This is a genomic window from Arthrobacter sp. MSA 4-2 (genome assembly GCF_016405885.1).
Lineage (GTDB): Bacteria > Actinomycetota > Actinomycetes > Actinomycetales > Micrococcaceae > Arthrobacter_D.
In genome coordinates this window covers 1-23025 of record NZ_JAEKGC010000021.1, presented here as the reverse complement: position 1 = coordinate 23025, position 23025 = coordinate 1, and the positions used below count along the sequence as shown (strand labels likewise).

At 70.1% G+C, this 23025-nt stretch carries 22 protein-coding genes and 1 pseudogene; 7 read left to right on the top strand and 16 right to left on the bottom strand.

From position 1 onward, the window contains the following. The 5 genes and pseudogenes from I6N91_RS16575 to I6N91_RS16555 form a co-directional block, all read right to left on the bottom strand. Positions 1-349 (bottom strand): annotated as a pseudogene (locus I6N91_RS16575) (hypothetical protein); the annotation flags it as partial. Between the two features lie 24 nt (positions 350-373). After that, positions 374-1039: an SMC-Scp complex subunit ScpB gene (gene scpB / locus I6N91_RS16570; protein WP_198814384.1), complete on the bottom strand. Its 666-nt coding sequence runs from the start codon at positions 1037-1039 to the stop codon at positions 374-376. A 199-nt stretch (positions 1040-1238) separates the two neighbouring features. Next, positions 1239-2171, bottom strand: coding sequence for a ScpA family protein (locus I6N91_RS16565; protein WP_198814382.1), 933 nt, complete (start codon positions 2169-2171; stop codon positions 1239-1241). Between the two features lie 12 nt (positions 2172-2183). Next, on the bottom strand, positions 2184-3068 hold the full coding sequence (locus tag I6N91_RS16560) for a ParA family protein (protein WP_133404887.1): 885 nt from the start codon (positions 3066-3068) through the stop codon (positions 2184-2186). A gap of 271 nt (positions 3069-3339) precedes the next feature. Next, positions 3340-4755 carry a cation:dicarboxylate symporter family transporter gene (locus tag I6N91_RS16555; RefSeq protein ID WP_198814380.1) on the bottom strand — a complete coding sequence of 472 codons (1416 nt, stop codon included), beginning with the start codon at positions 4753-4755 and terminating at the stop codon, positions 3340-3342. A gap of 208 nt (positions 4756-4963) precedes the next feature. On the opposite strand from I6N91_RS16555, the gene I6N91_RS16550 reads away from it, so the two are divergent. From I6N91_RS16550 to I6N91_RS16525, 6 genes are all read left to right on the top strand, one after another. Continuing rightward, the gene (locus I6N91_RS16550) at positions 4964-6613 is read left to right on the top strand and encodes a sensor histidine kinase (protein ID WP_307843402.1); all 1650 of its coding nucleotides are present in this window, start codon (positions 4964-4966) and stop codon (positions 6611-6613) included. Further along, a complete protein-coding gene (locus I6N91_RS16545) occupies positions 6613-7329 on the top strand; it encodes a response regulator (RefSeq protein ID WP_198814378.1) in 717 nt (238 codons plus the stop codon). Before I6N91_RS16550 ends, I6N91_RS16545 begins: the two co-directional genes overlap by 1 nt. Positions 7330-7457: 128 nt before the next feature. Continuing rightward, entirely contained in the window at positions 7458-8108 is a 651-nt protein-coding gene (locus I6N91_RS16540; protein WP_198814377.1) for a GntR family transcriptional regulator, read from the top strand. 18 nt (positions 8109-8126) lie between these two features. Next, the gene (locus I6N91_RS16535; protein ID WP_198814376.1) at positions 8127-9644 is read left to right on the top strand and encodes an MmgE/PrpD family protein; all 1518 of its coding nucleotides are present in this window, start codon (positions 8127-8129) and stop codon (positions 9642-9644) included. Positions 9645-9653: 9 nt separating this feature from the next. After that, on the top strand, positions 9654-10559 hold the full coding sequence (prpB, locus tag I6N91_RS16530; RefSeq protein ID WP_198814375.1) for a methylisocitrate lyase: 906 nt from the start codon (positions 9654-9656) through the stop codon (positions 10557-10559). A 43-nt stretch (positions 10560-10602) separates the two neighbouring features. After that, a complete protein-coding gene (locus I6N91_RS16525) occupies positions 10603-11766 on the top strand; it encodes a bifunctional 2-methylcitrate synthase/citrate synthase (protein WP_233091982.1) in 1164 nt (387 codons plus the stop codon). Here I6N91_RS16525 and I6N91_RS16520 read toward each other — a convergent pair. Genes I6N91_RS16520 through I6N91_RS16475 form a run of 10 tightly spaced genes read right to left on the bottom strand, consistent with a single transcriptional unit; the run spans position 11754 to position 21644 of the window. Beyond that, positions 11754-12488: an 8-oxo-dGTP diphosphatase gene (locus I6N91_RS16520; protein ID WP_198814373.1), complete on the bottom strand. Its 735-nt coding sequence runs from the start codon at positions 12486-12488 to the stop codon at positions 11754-11756. The genes I6N91_RS16525 and I6N91_RS16520 overlap by 13 nt on opposite strands. A gap of 11 nt (positions 12489-12499) precedes the next feature. Continuing rightward, the gene (gene xerD, locus I6N91_RS16515) at positions 12500-13483 is read right to left on the bottom strand and encodes a site-specific tyrosine recombinase XerD (protein ID WP_198814386.1); all 984 of its coding nucleotides are present in this window, start codon (positions 13481-13483) and stop codon (positions 12500-12502) included. Continuing rightward, positions 13480-14163 carry an NUDIX hydrolase gene (locus I6N91_RS16510; protein WP_198814372.1) on the bottom strand — a complete coding sequence of 228 codons (684 nt, stop codon included), beginning with the start codon at positions 14161-14163 and terminating at the stop codon, positions 13480-13482. The genes xerD and I6N91_RS16510 overlap by 4 nt, the downstream gene beginning before the upstream one ends. 1 nt (position 14164) lies before the next feature. Next, complete coding sequence (locus I6N91_RS16505) at positions 14165-15868, bottom strand: CTP synthase (RefSeq protein ID WP_198814371.1); 1704 nt, start codon at positions 15866-15868, stop codon at positions 14165-14167. After that, positions 15865-17601 carry a DNA repair protein RecN gene (gene recN, locus I6N91_RS16500; protein WP_198814370.1) on the bottom strand — a complete coding sequence of 579 codons (1737 nt, stop codon included), beginning with the start codon at positions 17599-17601 and terminating at the stop codon, positions 15865-15867. The genes I6N91_RS16505 and recN overlap by 4 nt, the downstream gene beginning before the upstream one ends. After that, a complete protein-coding gene (locus I6N91_RS16495) occupies positions 17601-18524 on the bottom strand; it encodes an NAD kinase (protein ID WP_198814369.1) in 924 nt (307 codons plus the stop codon). The genes recN and I6N91_RS16495 overlap by 1 nt, the downstream gene beginning before the upstream one ends. After that, a complete protein-coding gene (locus I6N91_RS16490) occupies positions 18521-19363 on the bottom strand; it encodes a TlyA family RNA methyltransferase (protein ID WP_198814367.1) in 843 nt (280 codons plus the stop codon). The genes I6N91_RS16495 and I6N91_RS16490 overlap by 4 nt, the downstream gene beginning before the upstream one ends. Positions 19364-19366: 3 nt before the next feature. After that, complete coding sequence (locus I6N91_RS16485) at positions 19367-19651, bottom strand: hypothetical protein (protein ID WP_198814365.1); 285 nt, start codon at positions 19649-19651, stop codon at positions 19367-19369. 18 nt (positions 19652-19669) lie between these two features. Then, positions 19670-20668: an HAD-IIA family hydrolase gene (locus tag I6N91_RS16480; protein WP_233091981.1), complete on the bottom strand. Its 999-nt coding sequence runs from the start codon at positions 20666-20668 to the stop codon at positions 19670-19672. Then, positions 20658-21644 (bottom strand): hypothetical protein, encoded by a 987-nt coding sequence (locus tag I6N91_RS16475; protein ID WP_307843400.1) that lies wholly within the window; start codon positions 21642-21644, stop codon positions 20658-20660. The genes I6N91_RS16480 and I6N91_RS16475 overlap by 11 nt, the downstream gene beginning before the upstream one ends. A gap of 66 nt (positions 21645-21710) precedes the next feature. On the opposite strand from I6N91_RS16475, the gene I6N91_RS17290 reads away from it, so the two are divergent. Beyond that, positions 21711-21905 carry a hypothetical protein gene (locus I6N91_RS17290; RefSeq protein ID WP_233091980.1) on the top strand — a complete coding sequence of 65 codons (195 nt, stop codon included), beginning with the start codon at positions 21711-21713 and terminating at the stop codon, positions 21903-21905. A 149-nt stretch (positions 21906-22054) separates the two neighbouring features. On the opposite strand, the gene I6N91_RS16470 is transcribed toward I6N91_RS17290, so the two are convergent. Beyond that, positions 22055-22306, bottom strand: a complete 252-nt coding sequence (locus I6N91_RS16470; protein WP_198814361.1) for a hypothetical protein — start codon at positions 22304-22306, stop codon at positions 22055-22057. Between the last annotated feature and the right edge of the window lie 719 nt (positions 22307-23025).

Below are 23025 nucleotides of genomic sequence, written 5' to 3'. Positions count from 1 at the left end.
AACGCTCGCCCGTGGGACGGCCCGCACCGCGTGCGTCACCGGTGGGACGGCCCGAACGCTCGCCCGTGGGACGGCCCTGGGCGGGACGTCCTGCGGCGTGGCGGCCTTCGGTGGAGCGTCCGCGCCCGGCTCCCGCTCCCGCGCGCTGCGGGCGGTCGTCACGCTCGGGGCGCTGGGCGCGCTCGTCCCGCTGGGGGCGGTCGTCGCGCTGGGGACGGCCGGCGCCTCCGGAGCGCTCGTAACCGCCGCCGGTGCGTCCGCGGCCCGTACCACCTGTTGGCCTACCAGTGGACCTGCCGCCACGTCGAGCGTCGTTCCGTCCGGAGCCGGATCCTGGCGCCTGTGTCATTAAGAGTCCTTCTGGTCAGCGTTTTCAGTAAGTTGTGTCTTCATAGTCCCCAAGGTTTTCGAGGCCGGGCAGGTGGGGCGAAAGCCGCGGCAGCTCGGCTACGCTGCCGAGTCCTAATCTTTCCAGAAAATGCGGGGTGGTCCCATAAAGGACTGCCCCGGTCTCCGGGTCGGTTCCGACGGCGGCGATCAACGCCCGCTGGGTCAACGTGCGCACCACCGAATCGACGTTCACCGCACGGATTGCCGAAACCCGTGCCCGCGATACGGGCTGGCGGTAGGCAATGACCGCCAGGGTCTCCAGCGCGGCCTGGGAAAGCCGTGATGACTGGCCGCCCAGAACGAAGGCCGAAATCACCGGAGCGAACCAGCTCCGGGAGTAGATTCGCCACCCGCCGCCGACGTTGCGCAGCTCAAAACCACGGGGTTGGGGATCATCGGCACTCTTCGGGCCCTTCCCAGTATAACCGTCGTACTCCTGCTGGAGGTTCACGAGCATCGCTCGAACCTCCTCGACGCTCACGGCGAGTGCCTGGGCAAGTTCCTGCTCGGTCACGGGATTCTCAACGACCATGAGCACCGCCTCGAGGGCGGCCTTCAGTCCACCGGGCTGGCCGGCGGCGGAAAAGGCATCGGCCGCAGCGGCTTCTGCTCCGGTGGGTGCGGCCTCGTCGAGATCGGTACCGGTCACTGGATGTCCTTTCGTGTTGTGCTCTCCCCCGCGTTGGGCTGCGGCGGAGCCGCCCCGGGCGCCGGGTGCGATGGCGCCACCGGCTCGCGGCCCAGGGGCTCCAGGCCTGCTGACTCCAGGCCTGCTGACTCCAGGCCTGCTGACTCCAGGCCTGCTGACTCCAGGCCCGGGGGCTTCCGGCCCCTTGCGGGCGCTCGACTCACTGCAGCGTCGAGTCCACGGTACCGGGCCCCACTGACTCCGGCCCGTCGTCCGCGCCGAAGTCCGCGCCGTAGTCAGCCCCGATGCTGTCAGCGGGGAAGGGCTCGTCGCCGCCCGACCAGCGGATGCGCAGCTCTCCGAGCGGCTCGTCCTGGTCGAAGGAAACCACCCCGTCGCGGAACATCTCCAGGAGGGCGAGGAACCGCACCACGACCACGAGGGTCTCCGCGGCGTCGGCGGTGAGCTCCCCGAAGGACAACGATCCGGCGCTCCGGAGGTGGGCCTCGAGCAGGCCTGCCTGCTCCCGGATGCTGACGGCCGATCCGTGGAGGTGGTCTACGCGCACGCCCTCCGGAACGGCCTCCCGGGGCTGCAGCGCGGCGGCAGCCAGCGCGGCGAGGTCCTCCGCCGTGGTGGTCCAGATCAGGTCGGGAAGCAGCGCCGTGAAGGCCGGCTCCAGCGGGGTGTCCCGGGGGTACCTGTCCCCTTCGATCTCGAACCGTTCGGCGAGCTGGCGCGAAATCTCCTTGAATGCCCGGTACTGGAGCAGGCGCGCGAACAGCAGGTCGCGGGCCTCAAGCAGCGCAATGTCCTCATCGTCCTCCACCTCGCCGCGCGGCAGGAGCCGTGCGGCCTTGAGGTCAAGGAGCGTTGCGGCGACAACGAGGAACTCGCTGGCCTCGTCGAGCGCCCAGGAACCGTGCTCGGCCCGCATCCTGCGGATATGGGAGATGAACTCGTCGGTGACCTCGGCGAGGGCGATCTCCGTAATGTCGAGTTCCCGTTTGCTGATCAGACCCAGCAGGAGGTCGAAGGGGCCGGAGAAGTTGGTCAGGCGGACCTCGAAGACTGCCTTCCCTGCCGCTTGCAGATTCTCCGGCAGCCCCGCCGTCAGCGGCGGAGGGTGCACGCCCTCAGCCGTGCTGCCCATGGCGGGGGATCATCAGGGCGCGCCGCCCCTGGCAATCAGTTCCTTGGCGAGCCTGCGGTAGGCGTCGGCCCCCGGGTGGTTGCCCGCGTAGGTGGTGATCGGCTCGGCGGCCACCGTGGCATCCGCGAACTTGATGGTGCGCTTGATCACCGTCTCGAAGACCTTCTCGCCGAAGGCCTCCACGAGCCGCGCGATGACCTCCCGGCTGTGGAGGGTCCGCGCGTCGTACATGGTCGCGAGCACCCCGTCGACCTGCAGCCGCGGGTTGAGCCGGTCCTGGACCTTCTCGATGGTCTCAACGAGCAGAGCGACGGCGCGCAGGGCGAAGAATTCGCAGATCAGCGGAATGATGACGCCGTGGGCGGCGGTCAGCGCATTGACCGTGAGCAGTCCCAGCGAGGGCTGGCAGTCGATCAGGATGACGTCGTAATCGTCGGAGACCTTGCGCAGGGCCCGGTCGAGCACCTGTTCGCGGGCGACCTCGTTGACCAGCTGGACCTCGGCCGCGGACAGGTCGATGTTCGCCGGCAGCAGGTCGACATTGTCGAAGGCGGTCGCGTGGATGGCGTCCCGGATGTCGACCTTGCGGTCCATGAGGACGTTGTACACGGTGACGTCGAGCTCATGCGGGTTGGTGCCGAGCCCGGCGGACAGCGCGCCCTGCGGGTCGAAGTCGACGAGGAGCACGCGCCGGCCGGCCTCCGCGAGCGCGGCACCGAGGTTGATGGTGGACGTCGTCTTGCCGACACCGCCCTTCTGGTTCACCATGGCGATGATGCGGGCCGGGCCGTGGGAATCGAGGACCGCCGGCTCGGGAAATAAGGTCACCGGACGTCCGGTCGGCCCTAGTTCAGGGGTGGCGTTCTGCAGAGTTGTGGAACCCTGTTCGCTACTCACGTATTTCTCCACGCTTCCGTTTGTATCTCTACGTTTGCTTTTGAGCTAATCCTTTGGTCAACGTTACAACCGGCCGGCACGCCCCCGGTGCACGAGGACCCCGGCGGGGCGCGAGCCTTGAGGTTCAACCTGAGGTCGAAAGTTTCCGGTGTTGGACCTCCTCCCTCCAGCAGGCAGGCCCGCCCCGGAGGGACGGGCCTGCCTGCTGGAGGTGAACGGCTAAGCCGCCGTCGGCCGGCGCGGTGGTACCGCTCCGTGCTGCCTACCGGTTCTACCTGCCGGTGGAGGCCGGGGAGCCGGCGGCCGCCTGGGCGGTCACGGCGGCGACGCCGTCCTCGACGTCGTCCCCGTCATCGAACGCGTGGGGGTTGGCGTTCATCGTCGCCTCATCGAAGGGCAGCCGCTTCTCGAGCACCTCATCGACCCGGGAGCGGTTGATCTCCCTGGTCCAGGTTCCGATGAGCACTGTGGCCACCGCATTGCCGGTGAAGTTCGTGAGGGCGCGCGCCTCCGACATGAAGCGGTCGATGCCGACAATGAGCCCGACGCCGTCGACCAGCTGGGGCGCGTGCGACTGGAGCCCGCCGGCGAGGGTTGCGAGGCCCGCACCGGTGACGCCGGCGGCGCCCTTGGAGGCGATGATCATGAAGATCAGCAGGGAGATCTGCTCGCCCAGGGCCAGGGGCATGCCCAGGGCCTCGGCGACGAAAAGTGACGCCATGGTGAGGTAGATCGCGGTGCCGTCGAGGTTGAAGGAGTAGCCGGTCGGCACGGTCACCCCGACCACGGGCCGGGACACTCCGAGGTGTTCCATCTTGGCGATCAGGCGGGGCAGGGCGGCCTCCGAGGACGAGGTCGAGAAGATCAACAGGTACTCGCGGCCGAGGTAGCGCATGAGCTTGAAGATGTTCACTCCGGTAGCCACCTTGAGCAGGCCGCCGAGGATGATGACGATGAACAGGATGCAGGTGATGTAGAAGGCGATCATGAGGGTGAACATGCTGACGATCGCCTGGACGCCGGTCTCGCCGACCACCGCCGCGATGGCGCCGAACGCCCCGATGGGTGCGAGCCACATGATCATGATGAGGATCCGGAACACCAGGGCCTGGATGTGGCCGATGCCCCGCAGCACCGGCTTGCCGGCGGCGCCCATCTTCTGCAGGGCGAAGCCCACGAGGAGCGCGACGAACAGGGTCTGCAGGATGCTTTCACCGGTGAGGGAGGCAAGCAGCGTCGGGGGAATGATTCCCAACAGGAAGCCAACAGTTCCGGAGTCTTCCTCCGCCGCCGGCGCGCCCTCATAGGAGGCGCCGGAGAGGTCGAGCCCGTCGCCCGGATCGATGAGGTTGCCCACGACCAGGCCGATGGCCAGGGCGAAGGTCGACATCAGCAGGAAGTACCCGAGCGCCAGGCCGCCCACCTTGCCCACCGTGGCTGCCTTGGCGATGGAGCCGATGCCCAGCACGATGGTGCAAAAGATGATCGGGGCGATCATCATCTTGATCAGCGCGATGAAGCCGGTGCCCAGGGGCTTCAGCTTCACCGCCAGCTCGGGAGCTGCGAGGCCGACGATCGCGCCGAGGACCACCGCCGCGATGACGGCGATGTAGAGGAAGTGGGTCTTATCGACCGGCTTGCGCGGCGCCGCTGATTCGCCGCTGGGACTGGATGTCGCCGTTGCCATGATGTTCTCCTGGTTCGGTCCGGCGCCCCGCCGCTACCGTCCGGGGAGGCCATTCTCCGCCGTCGGGTTGTCGAGCCAGGTGGCCGTCCATGGAAATCTGTCCACCCCAGCCTGAGCCACGACGTGACAGGCGTCACTGTTGCGTTCATACTGGTCGCGGCCTCCGGCACTAGACTCGGACGATGCCTGGAAGGAGTCTGGTTCCGCAGTGAAGCGATGGAGTCTCGCACGGCAGCTTTTCGTCGGCCAGCTTGTGTTCATTGCCATCCTGACGACGTGCCTTTCCTTCGTGCTCTATATGGATGCCGCACGCGATGCTCACGACTCCGCGGCGGAGCGGATGCTGGCCGTGGCCTCGACCCTCGCCCAGGACCCGGCAGTGCTCGACGGCGTCGGCCGGGCGAACCCCACCGAGGTCCTCCAGCCCTACGCCGTCTCGCTCATGGATGAGCTGCGCATCGACTTCATCACCATCATGGCGCCGGACCGCACCCGGTTCACCCACCGGAACCCCGCACAGATCGGCCAGCGCTACATCGGGTCGGTCGACCAGGCGCTGGCGGGCCGCAGCCATACCGAAACCTCGACGGGAACCCTTGGGCCCTCCGTGCGGGCCATCGCCCCGGTGCAGGACCCCGGCGGCACGGTGGTGGCGATGGTCGCAGCGGGAGTCACCCTCGACCGGGTGGCGATCGCCCGGAATGCCCAGCTACCGCTGGTCGGGCTGATCGCGCTCGCCTCCCTCCTCTTCGGCTCCGGAGTGTCCTACCTGCTCAGCCACCGGCTCCGGAAGGCGACGCTGGGGCTGGGCACCGACGAGCTCGCCCGCATGTTCGTGTTCTACGACTCGGTGCTCCACTCGGTGCGAGAGGGGCTGCTGCTGACCGACGGCCGGGGCCGGCTCGTGCTCTACAACGACCAGGCCGCACACCTGCTGCACCTTCCCGAACCCCGGCCGCAGGCACCGGTGCCGGCAGCGCAGCTTGGGGTGCCCGGATCGCTGCGCGACCTGCTGGCCAGCGGCCGGCAGGCCATCGACGAGGTCCACGTCACCGACAACCGGGTGCTCGTGGTCAACCAGGAACCTGCGGTGCCGCCGACCAGCAGGGACACTGCGGGAACCCGGCCCCTGGGCACCGTCACCACGCTGCGCGACCACACCGAGATCGAGTCCCTGACCGGTGAGCTGCAGACCATGCGCACGCTGACCGACGCCCTGCGGGCCCAGACCCACGAGCACTCCAATCGGCTGCACACCATCGTGTCCCTCATCGAACTCGACCGGCAGGCGGAGGCCCTCGAGTTCGCCACCCGCGACCTCCAGCAATCCCAGCAGCTCACCGATTCCGTCGTCGGGGCGGTCGACGAGCCGTTCATCGCCGCCCTCCTCGTCGGCAAGGCGGCGCAGGCCAATGAACGCGGAGTGGAACTGAGCCTGAGCGTCGACGGGCCGGTGGACTCGCAGGGCATCGGCCCCGGGGACCTGATTACGATCATCGGGAACCTGCTCGACAATGCGTTCGATGCGGCCGCGCCCTCCGAACGCCGCCGGGTCCGCCTCTCCCTCAGCCACCCCGGAGCGGGCCGCGCCGGCGTCGGGATCGTCGTCCAGGACAGCGGCCCGGGCCTGACCGACGCCGAGCGCTCCCGCATCTTCGACCTGGGCTTCAGCACAAAGGACCCGGCGGCCCGCAGCCGTGGCATCGGCCTGGCCCTCGTGCGCCAGGCGGTGCTGCGTCTCGGTGGAACCCTCGAGGTGGACAACGACGTGGATCACGACGGCGGGGCCCGGTTCTCGGTCTTCCTCCCGGCCGTCCCGCCCGGGGCCACCGCTTCCGCGAATCGGGCCGGCCCCTGATGGAGCCGATCCGCGTCCTCGTGGTGGAGGATGACCCCATTGCCGCCGACGCCCATGCCGAGTATGTCCGGCGCCTTGACGGCTTCGCCCTGGCCGGCGTGGCCCGTTCGGGCGCCGAAGCCATGGCGCTGCTCTCGGCTGCCTCCGCCGGGGGTGCCGGAGCCCAGGCGGGTCCGGCGGGCATCGACCTGATCCTTCTCGACATGAACCTGCCCGATGCCCATGGGCTGGACCTCCTCCGCCGCGTGCGCGGGCTGGGTCTGCCCACCGACGTCATCGCGATCACCGCGGTGCGGGAGCTGCAGGTGGTCCGCTCGGCCATCTCGGCGGGGATCGTCCAGTACCTCATCAAACCGTTCACCTACTCGGCGTTCCACGACAAGCTCGGAGCCTACCGGGAGTTCCGCCTCAACCTCATCGGCCAGGCGGCCTCCACCACCCAGTCGGAGGTCGACCAGGCCTTCGCCTCCCTGCGCCCGGCGGCCCCGGCCAGCCTGCCCAAGGGCCTCTCGGAGGACACACTGCGCGCCATCATCGGGCAGCTGAAAACGCTCGAGGAACCGGTTTCCGCCGCCGAGGTGGCATCCACCCTCGATCTTTCGAGGGTGACGGCCCGCCGGTACCTCGAGTACCTCGCCGACGGCCAGTCCGTCCGGCGCAGCTCAAGGTACGGCACCCGGGGGCGGCCGGAATTCGAATACCGATGGGCCCGATAAGCAGACTCCTGTATACAGAGAAGCCCGATCGACAAGTTCGGGACCGATGTTCTTGCGGATGACCACTTCCGCTGTATACATTGAGCGGAGGGCTGCAACCCGCACCCAAGCCTTCCGGGAGGACTCCGATGCGCGCAAGTGACATGGCCTATGGGTCGCTGCGCGCGGACATCCTCGAGTGGCGCCTTCCCCCCGGCACCCTGCTGGCCGAGGTCGAGCAGGCCCGCCGGCTGGGCATTTCACGCACCCCGCTCCGGGAGGCCCTGTCGCGGCTCGTGGCCGAGGGGCTGGCGGCCGCTCACTCCGGGCGCGGCGTGGTCGTGACCGCGGTGTCCCTGGCCGGCATCGCCGACCTCTTCGAGGTCCGTCTTCCCCTCGAATGTGCAGCGGCCCGCCTCGCCGCAGCCCGGCGCGACCCGGCGGCGTTCGATGCCCTGGCCGATCGCTTCGAGGCCGCGGGCGCCCTGATCTCCTCCGGCGGCACCGACCAGCACGCCTACTACGGCCTGGTCGCCGAGTTGGACGCCGCCATCGACGAAGCCGCCGCCAACCCGTACCTGGTGCAGGCCCAGCGCCAGCTCCGGACCCACCTCGTGCGCGCCCGCCGCCTGGCCCGCGACAACCCGGACCGGCTGCTCGCCTCCGCCGGTGAACACCGCCAGATCGCCCAGGCGGTCGCCCGGGGGAACGCCGAACTCGCCGCGGCCGCCGTGACCATCCACCTTTCCAACAGCCTCCACCACCTCCAGGCCTCGGTCCCCGGACCGCTCGACGCCTGAACCCCGAAAGGAAGCACCATGGAGCTCCACCCCGTTCGAGTCCACCGCAGCGAGGAAAACCTGCCCCGGGAGGACCAGCTGGCCTACCGGATCGCGCAGGTCGCGGCCGATCCGGTCGCCGTCACCCCTGAGGCCGCCGACATGGTGATCAACCGGATCATCGACAACGCCTCCGTGGCACTCGCCTCCCTCACCCGGGCGCCGGTGAGCGCTGCCCGTGCGCAGGCGGCGAGCCACAGCGCTCCCGCCTCGGGCCGCGGAGCCTCGGTGTTCGGGGTTGACGCCCTCACCTCCCCCGAGTGGGCCGCCTGGGCCAACGGGGTGGCGGTGCGTGAGCTCGACTACCACGACACGTTCCTCGCCGCCGACTACTCCCACCCCGGCGACAACATCCCGCCGCTGCTGGCCGCGGCCCAGCACACCGGTGCCTCCGGGGAGGCGCTGCTGCGCGGCATCGTGACGGGCTACGAGATCCAGGTCGATCTCGTGAAGGCCATCAGCCTGCACCGGCACAAGATCGACCACGTGGCCCACCTCGGCCCCTCGGCCGCGGCGGGGCTCGGCACCCTGCTCGGCCTCGACCCGGACACCATCTTCCACGCCGTCGGGCAGGCCCTTCACACCACCACCGCCACCCGGCAGTCCCGCAAGGGCGAAATCTCAACCTGGAAGGCCTACGCGCCGGCCTTCGCCGGGAAGATGGCGATCGAGGCCGTGGACCGGGCCATGCGCGGCCAGACCTCCCCCACCCCCATTTACGAGGGTGAGGACGGCGTGATCGCCTGGCTCCTCGACGGGCCCGAGGCCCGCTACGAGGTGCCCCTGCCCGCCCCGGGCGAGCCGAAGCGGGCCATCCTCGACACCTACACCAAGGAACATTCGGCCGAATACCAGGCGCAGGCCTGGATCGACCTGGCACGGCGCCTCCACGCGGCCCACCCGGAGCTTCGGGACCCCGCGAACGTCCGCGGGATCCTGCTCTCCACCTCCCACCACACCCACTACGTCATCGGCTCGGGAGCCAACGACCCGCAGAAGTACGACCCTTCGGCCTCCCGGGAGACCCTCGATCACTCCATCCCGTACATCTTCGCCGTGGCACTGCAGGACGGCGCCTGGCACCACGAGCACTCATACGCCCCGGAGCGCGCCAAGCGTCCCGACACCGTCGAGCTGTGGCGGAAGGTCGAGACGACCGAAGACCCCGAGTGGACCCGCCGCTACCACTCCCTCGACATCACGGAGAAGGCCTTCGGCGGACGCGTCGACATCACGCTGACCGACGGGCGGGTGATCACCGACGAGATCGCAGTCGCGGATGCGCACCCGCTCGGCGCCCGCCCGTTCGGCCGGGCCCAGTACATCGAGAAGTTCCGCGCCCTGGCGGACGGTGTCGCCGAGGACTCCGAGATCGAGCGGTTCCTGGACGTTGTCGGGCGCCTGCCCGAGCTTCCCGCCGGCTCGCTCCACTCGCTGAACCTCCGGGCCCGCCCCGGCCTGATCGACACCGCCGCGGTCCGCGGCGGCCTGTTCTAGGAGGACACCATGCTGTATTCGGCCACCACCCCCGAATCGAAGCGGGCCGCTCTGCGTGCGGGGCTCGCCTCCGGCACCCTGCAGCAGTTCCCCGGTGCCTTCAACCCGCTCTCGGCCCGCCTGATCGAGGACAAGGGGTTCCACGGCGTCTATATCTCCGGGGCGGTGCTCGCCGCCGACCTCGGCCTGCCCGATATCGGCCTCACCACCCTCACCGAGGTGGCGCAGCGGGCCGGGCAGATCGCCCGGATGACCGACCTCCCCTCGATCGTCGACGCCGACACCGGCTTCGGGGAGCCGATGAACGTCGCCCGCACGGTGCAGGAGCTCGAGAACGCCGGCCTGGCCGGCTGCCACATCGAGGACCAGTTCAACCCCAAGCGGTGCGGGCACCTCGACGGGAAGCAGGTCGTGGATCTCGACACCGCCGCAAAGCGGATCCGCGCGGCGGTCGACGCACGCCGCGACCCGAACTTCCTGGTCATGGCCCGCACCGACATCCGCGGCACCGATTCGCTGCGTGCCGCCCAGGACCGTGCGCGGGCGCTCGTCGACGCCGGCGCCGACGCGATCTTCCCGGAGGCCATGCGCGACCTCGAGGAGTTTCAAGCCATCCGGGCGGCCGTGGACGTGCCGATCCTCGCCAACATGACCGAGTTCGGCAAGAGCGAGCTGTTCACCACCGACCAGCTCCACGACGCCGGGGTCAATATTGTTATCTATCCGGTCACCTTGCTGCGCAGTGCCATGGGCGCCGCGGAGCGTACGCTGGACTCCATCCGGGCCAACGGCACCCAGCAGCAGGCGGTCCCGGAGATGCAGACCCGGGCCCGCCTGTACGAACTGGTGGACTACGAGGGCTACAACAGGTTTGATACGTCAGTCTTCAATTTCCAGGTTCCCGACGGGCGCTAGCGGACCTTCCGCCGGCACCATGTTTCCACCGAAGGAGTTCGATTTGACCAGCACCCAGCCAGCTCCCCCGGCCGCACCCGAGATCCACAAGGGCCTGGCCGGGGTGACTGTCGACTACACCTCCGTCTCGAAGGTGAACCCGGAGAGCAACTCCCTGCTCTACCGCGGGTACCCGGTCCAGGAGCTCGCCGCTCGATGCTCCTTCGAGGAGGTGGCGTGGCTGCTGTGGCACGGTGAGCTGCCCGGCGCGGAGGAACTGGCCGAATTCACGGCGCTCGAGCGTGCCGGCCGTGCCCTGCCAGGAAACGTCCGTCAGGTCATCGACCTGCTGCCCCTGACGAGCCACCCGATGGACGTCGGCCGGACCGCAGTGTCGGTGCTCGGCGCAGGGCACCCGCTGGCCGGGGACAACTCCCGCGAGGCGAACCTCGAGAAGGCCGCCGCGCTGTTCGCCGCCTTCCCCGCCGTCGTCGCCTATGACCAGCGGCGCCGCCGCGGCCTGAACGTGGTGGAACCGCGGGAGGATCTCGGGTACGCCGCGAACTTCCTGTGGATGACCTTCGGCGAGGAGGCACCGCCCGAGGTCGTCGAGGCCTTCAACATCTCGATGGTGCTCTACGCCGAGCACTCCTTCAACGCCTCGACGTTCACCGCCCGGGTCATCACCTCGACCCTGTCCGACCTGCACTCCGCGGTCACCGGGGCGATCGGCGCCCTGAAGGGCCCGCTGCACGGCGGCGCGAACGAGGCAGTCATGCACACCTTCGAGGAGATCGGGATCCGCGAGGACGAGCCGGCGGAGGACGCCGCGGCCCGGGCCAAGGCCTGGATGGAGGACGCCCTGGCCCAGAAGAAGAAGGTCATGGGCTTCGGGCACCGGGTCTACAAGAACGGCGACTCACGCGTCCCCACCATGAAGGCGGCGCTGGATGCCATGATCCGCTACTACGGGCGGGACGAGATCCTGGGCCTCTACAGCGGGCTTGAGACCGCCATGGAGGAGGCCAAGGGGATCAAGCCAAACCTCGACTACCCGGCCGGGCCCACGTATCACCTGATGGGATTCGACACGGAGATGTTCACTCCGCTGTTCATCGCCGCCCGCATCACCGGGTGGACCGCCCACATCATGGAGCAGCTCGAGTCCAACTCACTGATCCGGCCGCTGAGCGCCTACAACGGGCCGGAGGAACGTCACGTCCCCTGAGTGGGGGGCCGCTCCGGCGTCCCGTCGGCCCCGCCCGCCCGGGCGGGTCGAACGGACGCGGACGCCACGCCGACGCTGTGTGCGTCAAGCACGATGTCGGCACTGAAGGGCTCACGGGCGAGCACGCGCGGCAGCCAGTAGGCGGCGTCCTCCCACATGCCGTCCCAGGGCGGCGCCGTCACAGGGAACCACTCCGGGGTGATTTCATCGCTGGGGCCGGCGTCCCCGGTGAAACGGTCGGCCGTGAAGATCCAGGCCCTCATGTTCCAGGCCGGGTTGGCCGGAAAGTCCCAGGTCACTTCGCCAAGGAACACCAGGTCGGCCTCCTCCACGAAGAGCCCGGACTCCTCGGCCACCTCGCGCACGGCGGCCTGGGCGGGACTCTCCCCCGGTTCGAGCTTCCCGCCGAGGGCGACGATCCGCCCGGTGCCGAAGCCCTGGTGCTTGAGGCCCAGCAGCACCTCCCGGCGACCCGCCTCGGAACGGAACAGGAAGCACAGCACCACCGGACGGAACGCCCCGGCGGGCAGGGGCTCGCCGGGCAGGGGCTCGCCGGGCACCGGCACCTCAGGGATCGACGCGGCTGGCAGGCGATCGGGCGGCAGGCGGTCGGGCGGCAGGCGGTCGGGCGGCAGGCGGTCGGGCGGCAGGCGGTCGGGCGGCAGGCGGTCGGGTGGCAGGCGGTCGGGTGGCAGGGCGGCGGAGCCGCCGTAAGAAGGCATCAGCTGCCCGCTCAGCCGAAGGCCCGGGGGTGGGAGGCCGCATACACTTCGCGGAGCGTCTCCGCCGTCACCAGTGTGTAGACCTGCGTGGTGGTCACCGAGGCGTGGCCAAGCAGTTCCTGGACGACGCGGACGTCGGCGCCGCCTTCAAGCAGGTGGGTGGCGAAGGAATGCCTGAGGGTGTGCGGAGAGACCTCCCGGGTGACCTGCGCCTTCTCGGCCGCGGCCTTCAGGATGGTCCAGGCGCTTTGGCGGCTCAGCCGCCCGCCGCGCATGTTGAGGAACAGGCCCGGCCCGCCCTTGCCCTTACCGGAGAGGGCCGGCCGGCCGCGCACCAGGTAGGAGTCGATGGCCTTCGCGGCGTAGGAGCCCAGCGGCACGAGCCGTTCCTTGGAGCCCTTGCCGAACAGCCGGACGACGGCGGGGCCGCTGAGCGCCTCGTCGACCGACACGTCGTCGACGTCGAGCCCGACGGCCTCGCTGATCCGCGCCCCGGTGGAGTAGAGGAATTCGAGCAGGGCGCGGTCCCGCTGGCCGGAGGGGGTCGAGGTGTCGACGGCTTCGAGGATGCGGAAGACCTCGTCGACGGAGATCGCCTTGGGCAGGCGCTGCCCGGCGGCGGGCGGATGGACGTCCCGGGCCGGGTCGGCCTCGCTCATCCCCTCGAGAGCCCAGAAGCGGTGGAGTCCGCGCACGGCCACGACGGTGCGGGCCGCCGACCTCGGGCTCAACGGCGACTGCCCGTCCGAGCCGGTCGCGACGGCCTGCGCGAAGCCGGTCACGTCACGACGGGTGATCCTTGAGATGTCGTCGATGCCGCCGGCCTGCAGGAAGCGGTGGTAGCGCAGCAGGTCGCGCCGGTAGGCGGCGAGGGTGTTGGCCGACAGGCCGCGTTCCACGGCCATGTGCTGGAGGTATTCATTGATCAACCGGCCCGGACGGGTGGCCTGGAACTCGTCCCCTGCGGTTTTCTCCGCTGCTGCCGGCACTGTCAGTCCCGCAGGACCGCGCCGTGCGGCCAGGTGCCGTGCTGGCTTGGGTGTTCGGGCCAGGGTGCGTCCGCGGGGCGCAGGCGCGCGTAGCCGTTGGCGCGTGCGGCATGCGCCGCGAGAACGGCTGCCGCGGCCGACGGACTGTGTATGCGGCCTTCGAGGACCGCCGTCACGGCCTCGTCCAGGGGCACCCACAGCAGTTCGATCTCCGCTTCCTCGTGGGTGCGGGTGTGCAGGTCGGCCTCGGGCACCGAGCCGATGCCGCGGGCGAGGTAGATCCGCAGGGCCTCGCTGGAGGACCCCGGGGAGAGGAACAGGTCGGCCAGGACGTTCCACTCCCCCGCGGTCAGGTCGGCTTCCTCGGCCAGTTCGCGCGCCGCCGCCTCCACGAAGTCCTCGCCGGGCTCGTCGAGCAGCCCGGCCGGGATCTCCCAGAGCACCATCCGGGCCGGGTGCCGGTACTGGCGGATGAGCAGGATCCGATCCTGCTCATCCATCGCCAGCACCGCCACCGCGCCGGGGTGGTCGATGTACTCCCGGGTGATTTTCTCCCCGCCCTCGTCGAGGCTGAAGGTCTCCTCGACGACGTCCCACACGTACCCGCGGTGGATCACCGCTGAACGGTGGAGCCTGCGCGGGCTCTGTTCATCGGAGAAGCGGTCGGCCGCGGGAGTCTCGCTCATCTCAGACCTTGGCGCCCCTGAGATCAAGGGCGGCCTTTACGAGTCCCGCGAAGAGCGGGTGCGGCCGCGTCGGGCGCGAACTCAGCTCGGGGTGGGCCTGGGTTGAGACGTAGTACGGATGGACGTCCCGAGGGAGCTCTGCGAACTCCACCAGCTTGCCGTCCGGGGAGGTGCCCGAGAAGACGAGTCCGGCCTCGGCGATCTGGGCGCGGTATTCGTTGTTCACCTCGTAGCGGTGGCGGTGGCGCTCGGTGACGGTGGTCTTGCCGTAGGTGCCGGCGACGACGGAGCCTTCGTCAAGGCGCGCCTCCCACAGTCCAAGGCGCATTGTGCCGCCCATGTCGCCCTCCCCGGCGACGATGGAAAGCTGCTCGGCCATCGTGGCGATCACGGGGAACTTGGTGTCGGGTTCGAATTCGCTTGAGGACGCGTTCTCGAGGCCCACCACGTTCCGGGCGTATTCGATGACCATGCACTGCAGTCCAAGGCACAGGCCCAGGGTGGGGATCTTGTTCTCGCGGGCGAACAGCAGGGCGCCCAGCTTCCCTTCGAGGCCGCGGATGCCGAAGCCGCCCGGAACGCAGATGGCGTCGACGCCCGCGAGGGCCTTACGGGCGCCCTCCGGGGTGTCGCATTCGTCCGAGGGCACCCAGCGGATGTTGACCTTGGCCTTGTTGGCGAAACCGCCGGCACGCAGCGCCTCGGTGACCGAGAGGTAGGCGTCGGGCAGGTCGATGTACTTGCCGACCAGTGCCACCTCGACCTGGTGCTTCGGGTTGTGCACCGCGTCGAGGAGCTTGTTCCACTTGGTCCAGTTGACGTCCTTGAACTTCAGGTCGAGGGACTGGACGATGTACGCATCGAGGCCCTGCTTGTGAAGGGTCTTGGGGATGTCGTAGATGCTGGGGGCGTCGGCCGCATTCACGACGGCGTCGATGTCGACGTCGCACATGCGTCCAATCTTCTCCCGCATCGCCAGGGGGACCTCGCGGTCGGAGCGGATCACGATGGCGTCGGGCTGGATGCCGATGGAGCGGAGCATCGCGACCGAGTGCTGCGTCGGCTTGGTCTTCAGTTCCTGGGAGGGCCCGATGTAGGGAACCAGCGACACGTGGAGGAAGAAGACGTTGTTGCGTCCGATGTCCTGGCGGACCTGGCGGGCCGACTCGAGGAACGGCTGGGACTCGATGTCGCCGACGGTTCCACCGATTTCGGTGATGATGACGTCGGGCACCTTCTTCAGGGCCACCGGCTCGGCTGGCAGGCGCATACGCCGCTTGATCTCGTCGGTGATGTGCGGAATGACCTGGACGGTGTCGCCGAGGTACTCCCCGCGCCGCTCCTTGGCGATGACGGTCGAGTACACCTGGCCGGTCGTCACGTTCGCCGAGCCGTCGAGGTTCTCGTCGAGGAACCGCTCGTAGTGGCCGATGTCGAGGTCTGTTTCGGCGCCGTCCTCGGTGACGAAGACCTCACCGTGCTGGAACGGGTTCATCGTGCCGGGATCAACATTGAGGTAGGGATCAAGCTTCTGCATGGTGACGACAAGTCCCCGTGCCCGAAGCAGGTGACCGAGGCTTGACGCCGTCAGCCCCTTGCCGAGGGAGGAGGCCACGCCACCAGTCACGAAGATGTGCTTGGTCGTCTTTGCGGACTTTGGGAACCGGGAGTTTGTTTGCTGCACCACGGAGTTCGAGCCTATCATCTGGAAGTGGTCCGCGCCGCATCCGCGAGGAGTTCCTCGGCATGGGCGCGGGCGGAGGCTGAGTCCTCCTGGCCTGCAAGCATTCGGGCAAGTTCGCGCACGCGCTCCGCCTCGGGCAGCACCTGCACATCACTGGCTGTAAATCCGCCGTCCTCCCCGTCCCCTCCGGTCGCATGCACGTTCTTCGTCACCCGGACATGACGCGCCGCGAAGGCCGCCACCTGCGGCAGGTGGGTCACCACGATCACCTGGACGTGCTGGGCGAGCATGGCCAGCCGCCGGCCGATCTCGACGGCGGCCTTTCCGCCCACCCCGGCGTCAACTTCATCGAAGACGAACGTGGGAACCGGGTCGACGGCGGCGAGCACCACCTCGATGGCGAGCATCACCCGGGAGAGTTCACCGCCGGAGGCGCCCTTCCCGAGCGGCCGGGGAGCCGACCCGGGGTGCGGGCGCAGATTGAAGCTGATGTCGTCGCCGCCGTGGGCCGCGAGGGCTTCCGCGGGGGTGACCTCGATGAGCAGCGTGGCGTCGGGCATGGCGAGGGCGCTCAGTTCGTCGCTGACCCGCTCGGCGAGGTGCCGGGCGGCCTCCTGCCGCAGGGCCGACACCGCGGCCGCACCGGCGCGCACGACGGCGTCGAGCTCCTCGATCTCCGCTTCGAGCTCCTCGACGCGGGAGGAGTCTCCGGTGAGCTCCTCAAGGCGCAGGGCGCTTTCCTCACGCCACTGCAGGACCTCGTCGATGCTCGGCGCGTATTTGCGCACCAGCACCGCAAGTGCGGCACGCCGGGCCTCGACCTCGGCCAGGCGGCCGGGGCCTTCGCCCTCAAGGGCCGTCCCGTACGCGGCGAGCTCTCCGGAGATGTCGGCGAGCAGGTAGCCGACCTCGGCCAGCCGGCCGGCGAGCGTCTCGAGCTCCTGGTCGTGCTCGGCCACACCCTCGAGCTGCCGCTTGGCCTCGTCGACGAGGGAGACGGCGTCGACGGCGGCACCGAAGTCCTCGGACACCAGCGCCTGGTGGGCGGTCAGGGCGGCGGTCCGCAGTTCTTCGACGTTACCGAGGCGCATCGAGTCGGCCTTCAGCGCGACGTCCTCGCCCGGCTGGGGGTCGACCTCGTCGATCTCGGCGAGGGCGGCCGTCAGGCTTTCGGCTTCCCGCGCCCGCTCCCTCGCCTCGCTCTGGAGCCGGTTGCGTTCGGCGATCGCGCCGCGCCACCGCTGGTAGCTGGCGGCATACGCCGCGAGTTCGGCCGCGAGCTTCGGACCGCCGAACTTGTCGAGGGCCCCGCGCTGGGCGGCGGCGCCCTTGAGCCGCAGCTGGTCCGACTGCCCGTGCACGACGACGAGGTGCTCGCCGAGTTCCGAGAGCACCCCAACAGGCGCCGTCCTGCCGCCCACGTAGGCCCTGCTGCGGCCCTCGCTGGTGACGGTGCGCGCCAGGATCAGTTCGGCCGTGCCGTCGAACTCCTCGAGGACCGCACCGGCCTCTACGGCGCGCTGGGCGACGGCGCTGCCGTGCTCGAGGCGCACGATGGCCTCCGCCGAGGCCGACTTCGCCCCAAGGCGGACGGAGCCGGCGTCCGACCGCGCGCCGAGCAGCAGGCCGAGGGCGGTGATGACCATGGTCTTTCCTGCACCGGTTTCGCCGGTGACGACGGTCAGGCCCGGGCCCAGGGTGAGCGTTGCATCGCTGATGACGCCGAGGTCGCGGATCCGCATCTCCTCGATCATCAGAGATGCCTTCCGGTGTGGGCGACCGGTCCGCGCCAGCCTTGGACGGGAAGCTGGAACTTTTGGACGAGCCGCTCGGAGAAGGGGGTCTGGCGGGTCCGCGCCAACCTGACCGGGTTATCGGAACGCCGGACCTCCACCCGGGCGCCGGGCGGAAGGTCGATGCTGCGGCGCCCATCGCACCACAGCACGCCCCAGGCGTCGGTGCGGGTGAGGATCTCCACGGCCAGCACGGAGGTCGGAGCCACAACGAGCGGCTTGGCGAAGAGCGCGTGGGCGCTGATGGGAGCCATCAGCAGGGCTTCCACCTCCGGCCAGACGATGGGGCCGCCGGAGGAAAAGGCATAGGCGGTCGACCCGGTGGGGGTGGCAAGCACGATGCCGTCGCATCCGAAGGAGCTGACGGGCAGGCCGTCGACCTCGATGACCACTTCGATCATCCGCTCCCGGTTGGCCTTTTCGATGGCCGCCTCGTTGAGCGCCCACGTTTCCCCGAGCAGGGTATCGCCCTGCCAGGCGGAGACCTCGATGGTCATCCGTTCCTCGACGCTGTAGTCGCGTTCGGCGACCCATCGGACCGCCTCGTCAAGGTCGGCGCGTTCGCTTTCGGCAAGGAAACCGACATGGCCGAGGTTCACCCCGAGGAGTGGAATCTCGCGGCTGCGCACCAGCTCCGCCGCACGGAGGATAGTGCCGTCGCCGCCGAGGACCATGACCAGTTCGATGCCGTCGAGGGTGACCTCCTCCCCCAGCGTTTCGGTCGGTGCCGCGAGGGCGCCGTACGCCGCCTGGAGCCCGTCGGCCTCCTCCGGCCGCATGACGGGCGTGAGCCCGAGGGCGGAGAGCCGCGTACATGCCTGCTGGGCGGCCGCAATCGCGTCCTGCCTGCCGGTGTGCGCAAGCACCAGAATTTTCCTAGTCATTCAGCTCCGTCGTTGTCTTTCGCCCGGCCGCCGAATGCGGCGCTCGTGGAGAGCAACCCATCGGTCAGGCGGTCCAGGTCTTCTTCGATCCTAGGGTCCATTGTCCGATGCGGCACCCTCACCCACAGGAAGTACTCAAGATTTCCGTCCTGGCCGGGCAGGGAGCTCTGCTCCAGGCCCCGCACCTCAAGCCCGGCCGCCAGTGCCTCCCGGACCACTCCGTGCACGCCCCGCCTGCGGGCGGCCCCGGAGGTCACGACGCCCTGGCCGTTCAGGGCACCGCGTCCCACTTCGAACTGGGGCTTGATCATCAGCACGAGGTCTCCGCCCGGCACCGTGGCGGCGGCGAGGGACCGGATCACGAGCTTCAGGGAGATGAAGGACAGATCAGCGACGGTGAGATCGGCGGGTCCCCCGATCTCCCCCGGGTCGAGGTAGCGCACGTTGAGCCCCTCGAAGACGTGGACGCGGGGATCCTCCCGCAGCACCTGCACCAGCTGCCCGTGACCGACGTCCACCGCCGCCACGTCGCGGGCGCCAGCCCGCAGCAACACGTCGGTAAAGCCGCCGGTGGAGGCTCCGGCGTCAAGGCAGCGCCGCCCGGCGACCGCGACGCCGGGGAAGGCGGAGAGCGCACCGGCGAGCTTGTGGCCGGCCCGGCTCACGAACTCCGGCCCGGCATCGGCGACCGCCAGCTCCTGGTCGCCGCTGACCGGTGCGGAGGCCTTGAGCATCACCTCGCCGGCGCGGAACACCCGCCGGGCCGCGATGAGCTGGGCCGCATGGGAGCGTGAGCGTGCCAGGCCACGGGAGACCAGTTCCTGGTCCAGGCGCGCCATGGGTCAGCCCTCCGCGTTGAGTTCGGTGAGCAGGGCGTCGTGCAGCGCCGTATAGAACTCCGCGTGCTCACCCACCGGGTGCCCGCCGAGGTCCGCGAGCCTCCCGAGGACGGCGTCGACCGAGGAATCCCCGGTGGGCGGCACCGTGTCAGGCCCGAGGAACTCCGCGGCGGCGGATCCGCCGTCGGGGTCCGGGACGCTGCCGTCCCGGGCAGCCTCCTCGGACGCGTCAGCGGGAACGCCGCCGTCGTCGTCGCGCACACCTTCCCCCTTCGTCGGTTCTGACATTGTCGCAGCGTCCCGGGTTCAGGCCGCTGCGCCGGTGAATCGGAGATCCGGCATCCGGGCCGTCTCCAGCCCGGGCGCAGCCGCCCACCAGGCAGCGCAGGCCGCGCGCCAGGCGTTGAGGCTGCTTTCGCTCCCCGCGACTCGGACGGCTCCTGCCTCGACCCGGGCCGAGTCGGTTCCGCAGCGGTATGCGCCGTCGACGGCAGTCACCGGCGGGTAGGGCTCGTACAGTTCTCCCAGGTCGGGGAGCAGGTAGGTGGGACGCTCGGCGGCCACCGCAGCCAGTGCGGTGCGCACCGTGTCGACCCCGGTCAGGATCAGCGCGGTGTCCATGCCGGCCCGGTTTCCGCCGAGGATATCGGTGTCGAGGCGGTCGCCGACGACAAGCGGGCGTTCCGACCCAAGATGGCGCGCCGCAGTGGTGAACAGCGGGGCCTCCGGCTTCCCGGCGACCACCGGGCGGATCCCCGTGGCGGCGGCGACGGCCGCCACGAGCGACCCGTTGCCGGGGGCGATCCCGCGTGCCTGCGGGATCGACATGTCGGTGTTCGTGGCAACCCAGACGGCTCCGGCCGCGATCGCATAGGACGCCTCGGCGAGGTCCTTCCAGCCGAGCTCGGGTGAGAAGCCCTGGATGACCGCGTCGGGGCCGTCCTCGGCCGAGTCGACCGGGACCAGCTGCTGGCTGCGCACCGCGTCGGCCAGGGTCCTGCTTCCCGTCACCAGCACCTTGGAGCCGGCCGGAACCAACCCGGCCAGGAGTTCGGCACCGGCGAGGGCGGATCCGAAGACCTGATCCCCCCGGGCCGGCGCGCCAAGGCTCCTCAGGTGCGCCGCGACCTCGTCGGCCGAACGCGACGCATTGTTGGTGATGTAGGCCAGCTTCACCCCCACCTCCGCGAGCTTCATCAGCGCCTCAATGGCCCCCGCAATGGCGTGCGGGCCGGCATAGACGACGCCGTCGAGGTCCGAAAGGACCGCGTCATAGGCGCCGATCAGGGCCCCCTCAGCCTCCAACGGAATCCTCGGCCGCCTTGGTGGGAGCCACACCGCCGACTGCGGTCCCGGAAGGGGCATCCCCATCCCCCGCGCCGGGGGTGCTGTCCGTGTCGTTATCCGCGGCCGGAAGGAGGGGCTCTTCGGCGCTGTCGGTCCCGGCGCCGTCCTCAACGTCAGCGCTCTCACCATCGGCGTCGGTCCCGGTGCCCTCCTCAACGTCAGCGCCCTCACCATCGGCGTCGATGACGGAGGCAGGTGCCTCTGCTGTCCCGTCCGCAGCGGCGTCCTTCTTCGGCCCGCCCAGGACCTCGGCCACCGTCGGTACCGGACGCGCCGCGCCTTCCTCATCATCGCCCAAAAGGTCGATGATGTCGGGCTCGGCGGGGTCCTCGACCCCCAGGGCGGACTCGGCCACCTTGGCCTGCTTGCGCCACTTCTCCGACTCCCCGGTGCGTCCGGCAGCATCGAGCGCATCCGCGTACGCCCGGAACAGCCGGGGGCTGAAGGCGAAGGCCCGGTGCAGATCCAGCTGCGGGATCTCGAGGGCGGCCACGGCTGCCTCGAGCTGGCCGAGGTCGGCCCGTGCGCCGGAGACGACCATGGCGAGCTCGGCCTTGCCTGCCGCATCAAGGGTCTCAGCCTCTTCGCTGCGGGCGAGGTCGAGCGCCCGGTCCGGCCGCCCCAGTCCGCGTTCGCAGTCGGCCATGACCGGCAGGTGCGCATTGGAGCCGCTGATCCGGCGGAATGTCCTGAACTCCCGCAGGGCCTCGCCGTAATGGCCGGCGGCATACGCCGTCAGGCCGACCGCTTCACGGACGGCAGCGAGCCGTCCGCCGCGCCTGCTCGCGGCGAGGGCATGCTGGAACGCGAGCTCGGGATCGTCCTCGAGGAGGCGTCCGGCCATCACGAGGTGACGCGACACCCACAGTGCGCTGCGCTCCTCGAGGTTGCGGATCTGGGCACGGGTGACCCGGTCCAGTTCGTCGCCCTTCACGTCCTCGTCGATCTCCGGCGACCGTTCCCGGTCGGGCCGGTTGGAGCTGCGCAGGTCACGCGCGTTGTGCTGGCGGGGCGCGGCCGGGGGGCCACTCCGGGGACCGTCCCCGGCGCCGAAGCTGCGCCGCGGCGCGGTGCCGCGCTCCCCGGCGCCCCGGCCACCCGCGCGGGAACCCCCGCCGCGTTCGTCACGGCGGCCATCGCGCCGGTCATCGAACCTGGAGCCGGTCCGGCCCTCACCGCGCGGGTGCTCCCCTGATCCGCCGGGACGCCGGTCGACGCCCTGATCCGGGCGCTTGGCCCAGGCGGGCCGGTCGGCCGGGCCGCCGCTGCGCCCTCCGGCGCCGCCGGAGCGGGGGCGGTCGGAAGCGTTACCCGAGAACGAACCGCCCCTCGAGGCGGAGCCCCTCAGCTGGGCGCCCCGGGAATCGCCGCCTTGGTAACCCCCGCCGGAGCGCTGATCGCCTGCGCCGCGCCCTCCTGCACCGCGGTCGGAAGAAGTACGGTCGGAAGAAGTGCGCCCTTCACCGGCGCGGTCAGGGCGAAGCCCCGGGCGGTCCGCATAGCGGCCACCAGCAGGCGGAGCGCCGGCATCACGGCCGGAACCGGTTGCACCCCGGCCCTGGTACGCGCCGCGCCCGTCGGAACTGCGCTGTCCATCACGGGCACCATCGCGGCCCCGGGAGGCGCCGCCGAAACGGTTGCCTGATGTACCCGACGAGGAGACCGGTCCCCGCCGCTGCGGCGCAGCACCGCGGGCGCCCCCGGCCTCACTGTCGCGGCTGCCGGATTCTGCGGCCGACCTCGGCGCCGCCCCCTTCGATCCCCACGAGTGCCGCTTCCCGGCGGCCTGGGTTCGATCCGAGTTTCCTCCGCCTGCCGGCTTTCCGTTGTCCGGGGAGTCCCCGTGCGTGCGTTCCTGCTCAGCCATGGCGGCGAAGTTCCTCTCATCTACAGCAGCCGCATCTCGCGTTCCGCTGTTCTCTATTGTTCTATAAGTCGTTTGCATCAATGCAACCACGTCCTGCCCCGGCCGCGCGATCCGTTGCGGGGTGGCGCCTGCCGGCCTCGCCGGCCGGCGCTGCCGGATGGGTGTGGCTGGATCGCGCCAAACGCCTGCCGTCCTGCTGAGACTTACCGTGGCTTCAGGTGCGAGCCGCGGCTGCCCGCAGCGGCCCGTGTGCGCCAGATGAGGGCAGCGGGCCGGCGGTAGTGCCCGCCGGTGTCCGGCCCCAGGGTGCGTGCCGGCGCAGCTAATCACGAGCCCGGCGGCCGTCCGGGTGCGGCGCGCTGGCCCCGGTGGGGGTGGTTAAAGGGGTGCAGGCCCCACCGGTGGTGGGGCCTGCAGCCTAAGGGTGGTCCGGCGGTGTCCTACTCTC

What these genes read in the sequence shown, in the direction of transcription:
- I6N91_RS16565 (WP_198814382.1), bottom strand. Translation starts at nt 2,171, where the DNA reads ATGGGCAGCACGGCTGAGGGCGTGCACCCTCCGCCGCTGACGGCGGGG.
- I6N91_RS16555 (WP_198814380.1), bottom strand. Translation starts at nt 4,755, where the DNA reads ATGGCAACGGCGACATCCAGTCCCAGCGGCGAATCAGCGGCGCCGCGC.
- I6N91_RS16545 (WP_198814378.1), top strand. Translation starts at nt 6,613, where the DNA reads ATGGAGCCGATCCGCGTCCTCGTGGTGGAGGATGACCCCATTGCCGCC.
- I6N91_RS16540 (WP_198814377.1), top strand. Translation starts at nt 7,458, where the DNA reads ATGCGCGCAAGTGACATGGCCTATGGGTCGCTGCGCGCGGACATCCTC.
- I6N91_RS16535 (WP_198814376.1), top strand. Translation starts at nt 8,127, where the DNA reads ATGGAGCTCCACCCCGTTCGAGTCCACCGCAGCGAGGAAAACCTGCCC.
- prpB (WP_198814375.1), top strand. Translation starts at nt 9,654, where the DNA reads ATGCTGTATTCGGCCACCACCCCCGAATCGAAGCGGGCCGCTCTGCGT.
- I6N91_RS16520 (WP_198814373.1), bottom strand. Translation starts at nt 12,488, where the DNA reads ATGCCTTCTTACGGCGGCTCCGCCGCCCTGCCACCCGACCGCCTGCCA.
- I6N91_RS16510 (WP_198814372.1), bottom strand. Translation starts at nt 14,163, where the DNA reads ATGAGCGAGACTCCCGCGGCCGACCGCTTCTCCGATGAACAGAGCCCG.
- I6N91_RS16505 (WP_198814371.1), bottom strand. Translation starts at nt 15,868, where the DNA reads ATGATAGGCTCGAACTCCGTGGTGCAGCAAACAAACTCCCGGTTCCCA.
- recN (WP_198814370.1), bottom strand. Translation starts at nt 17,601, where the DNA reads ATGATCGAGGAGATGCGGATCCGCGACCTCGGCGTCATCAGCGATGCA.
- I6N91_RS16495 (WP_198814369.1), bottom strand. Translation starts at nt 18,524, where the DNA reads ATGACTAGGAAAATTCTGGTGCTTGCGCACACCGGCAGGCAGGACGCG.
- I6N91_RS16490 (WP_198814367.1), bottom strand. Translation starts at nt 19,363, where the DNA reads ATGGCGCGCCTGGACCAGGAACTGGTCTCCCGTGGCCTGGCACGCTCA.
- I6N91_RS16485 (WP_198814365.1), bottom strand. Translation starts at nt 19,651, where the DNA reads ATGTCAGAACCGACGAAGGGGGAAGGTGTGCGCGACGACGACGGCGGC.
- I6N91_RS16470 (WP_198814361.1), bottom strand. Translation starts at nt 22,306, where the DNA reads ATGGACAGCGCAGTTCCGACGGGCGCGGCGCGTACCAGGGCCGGGGTG.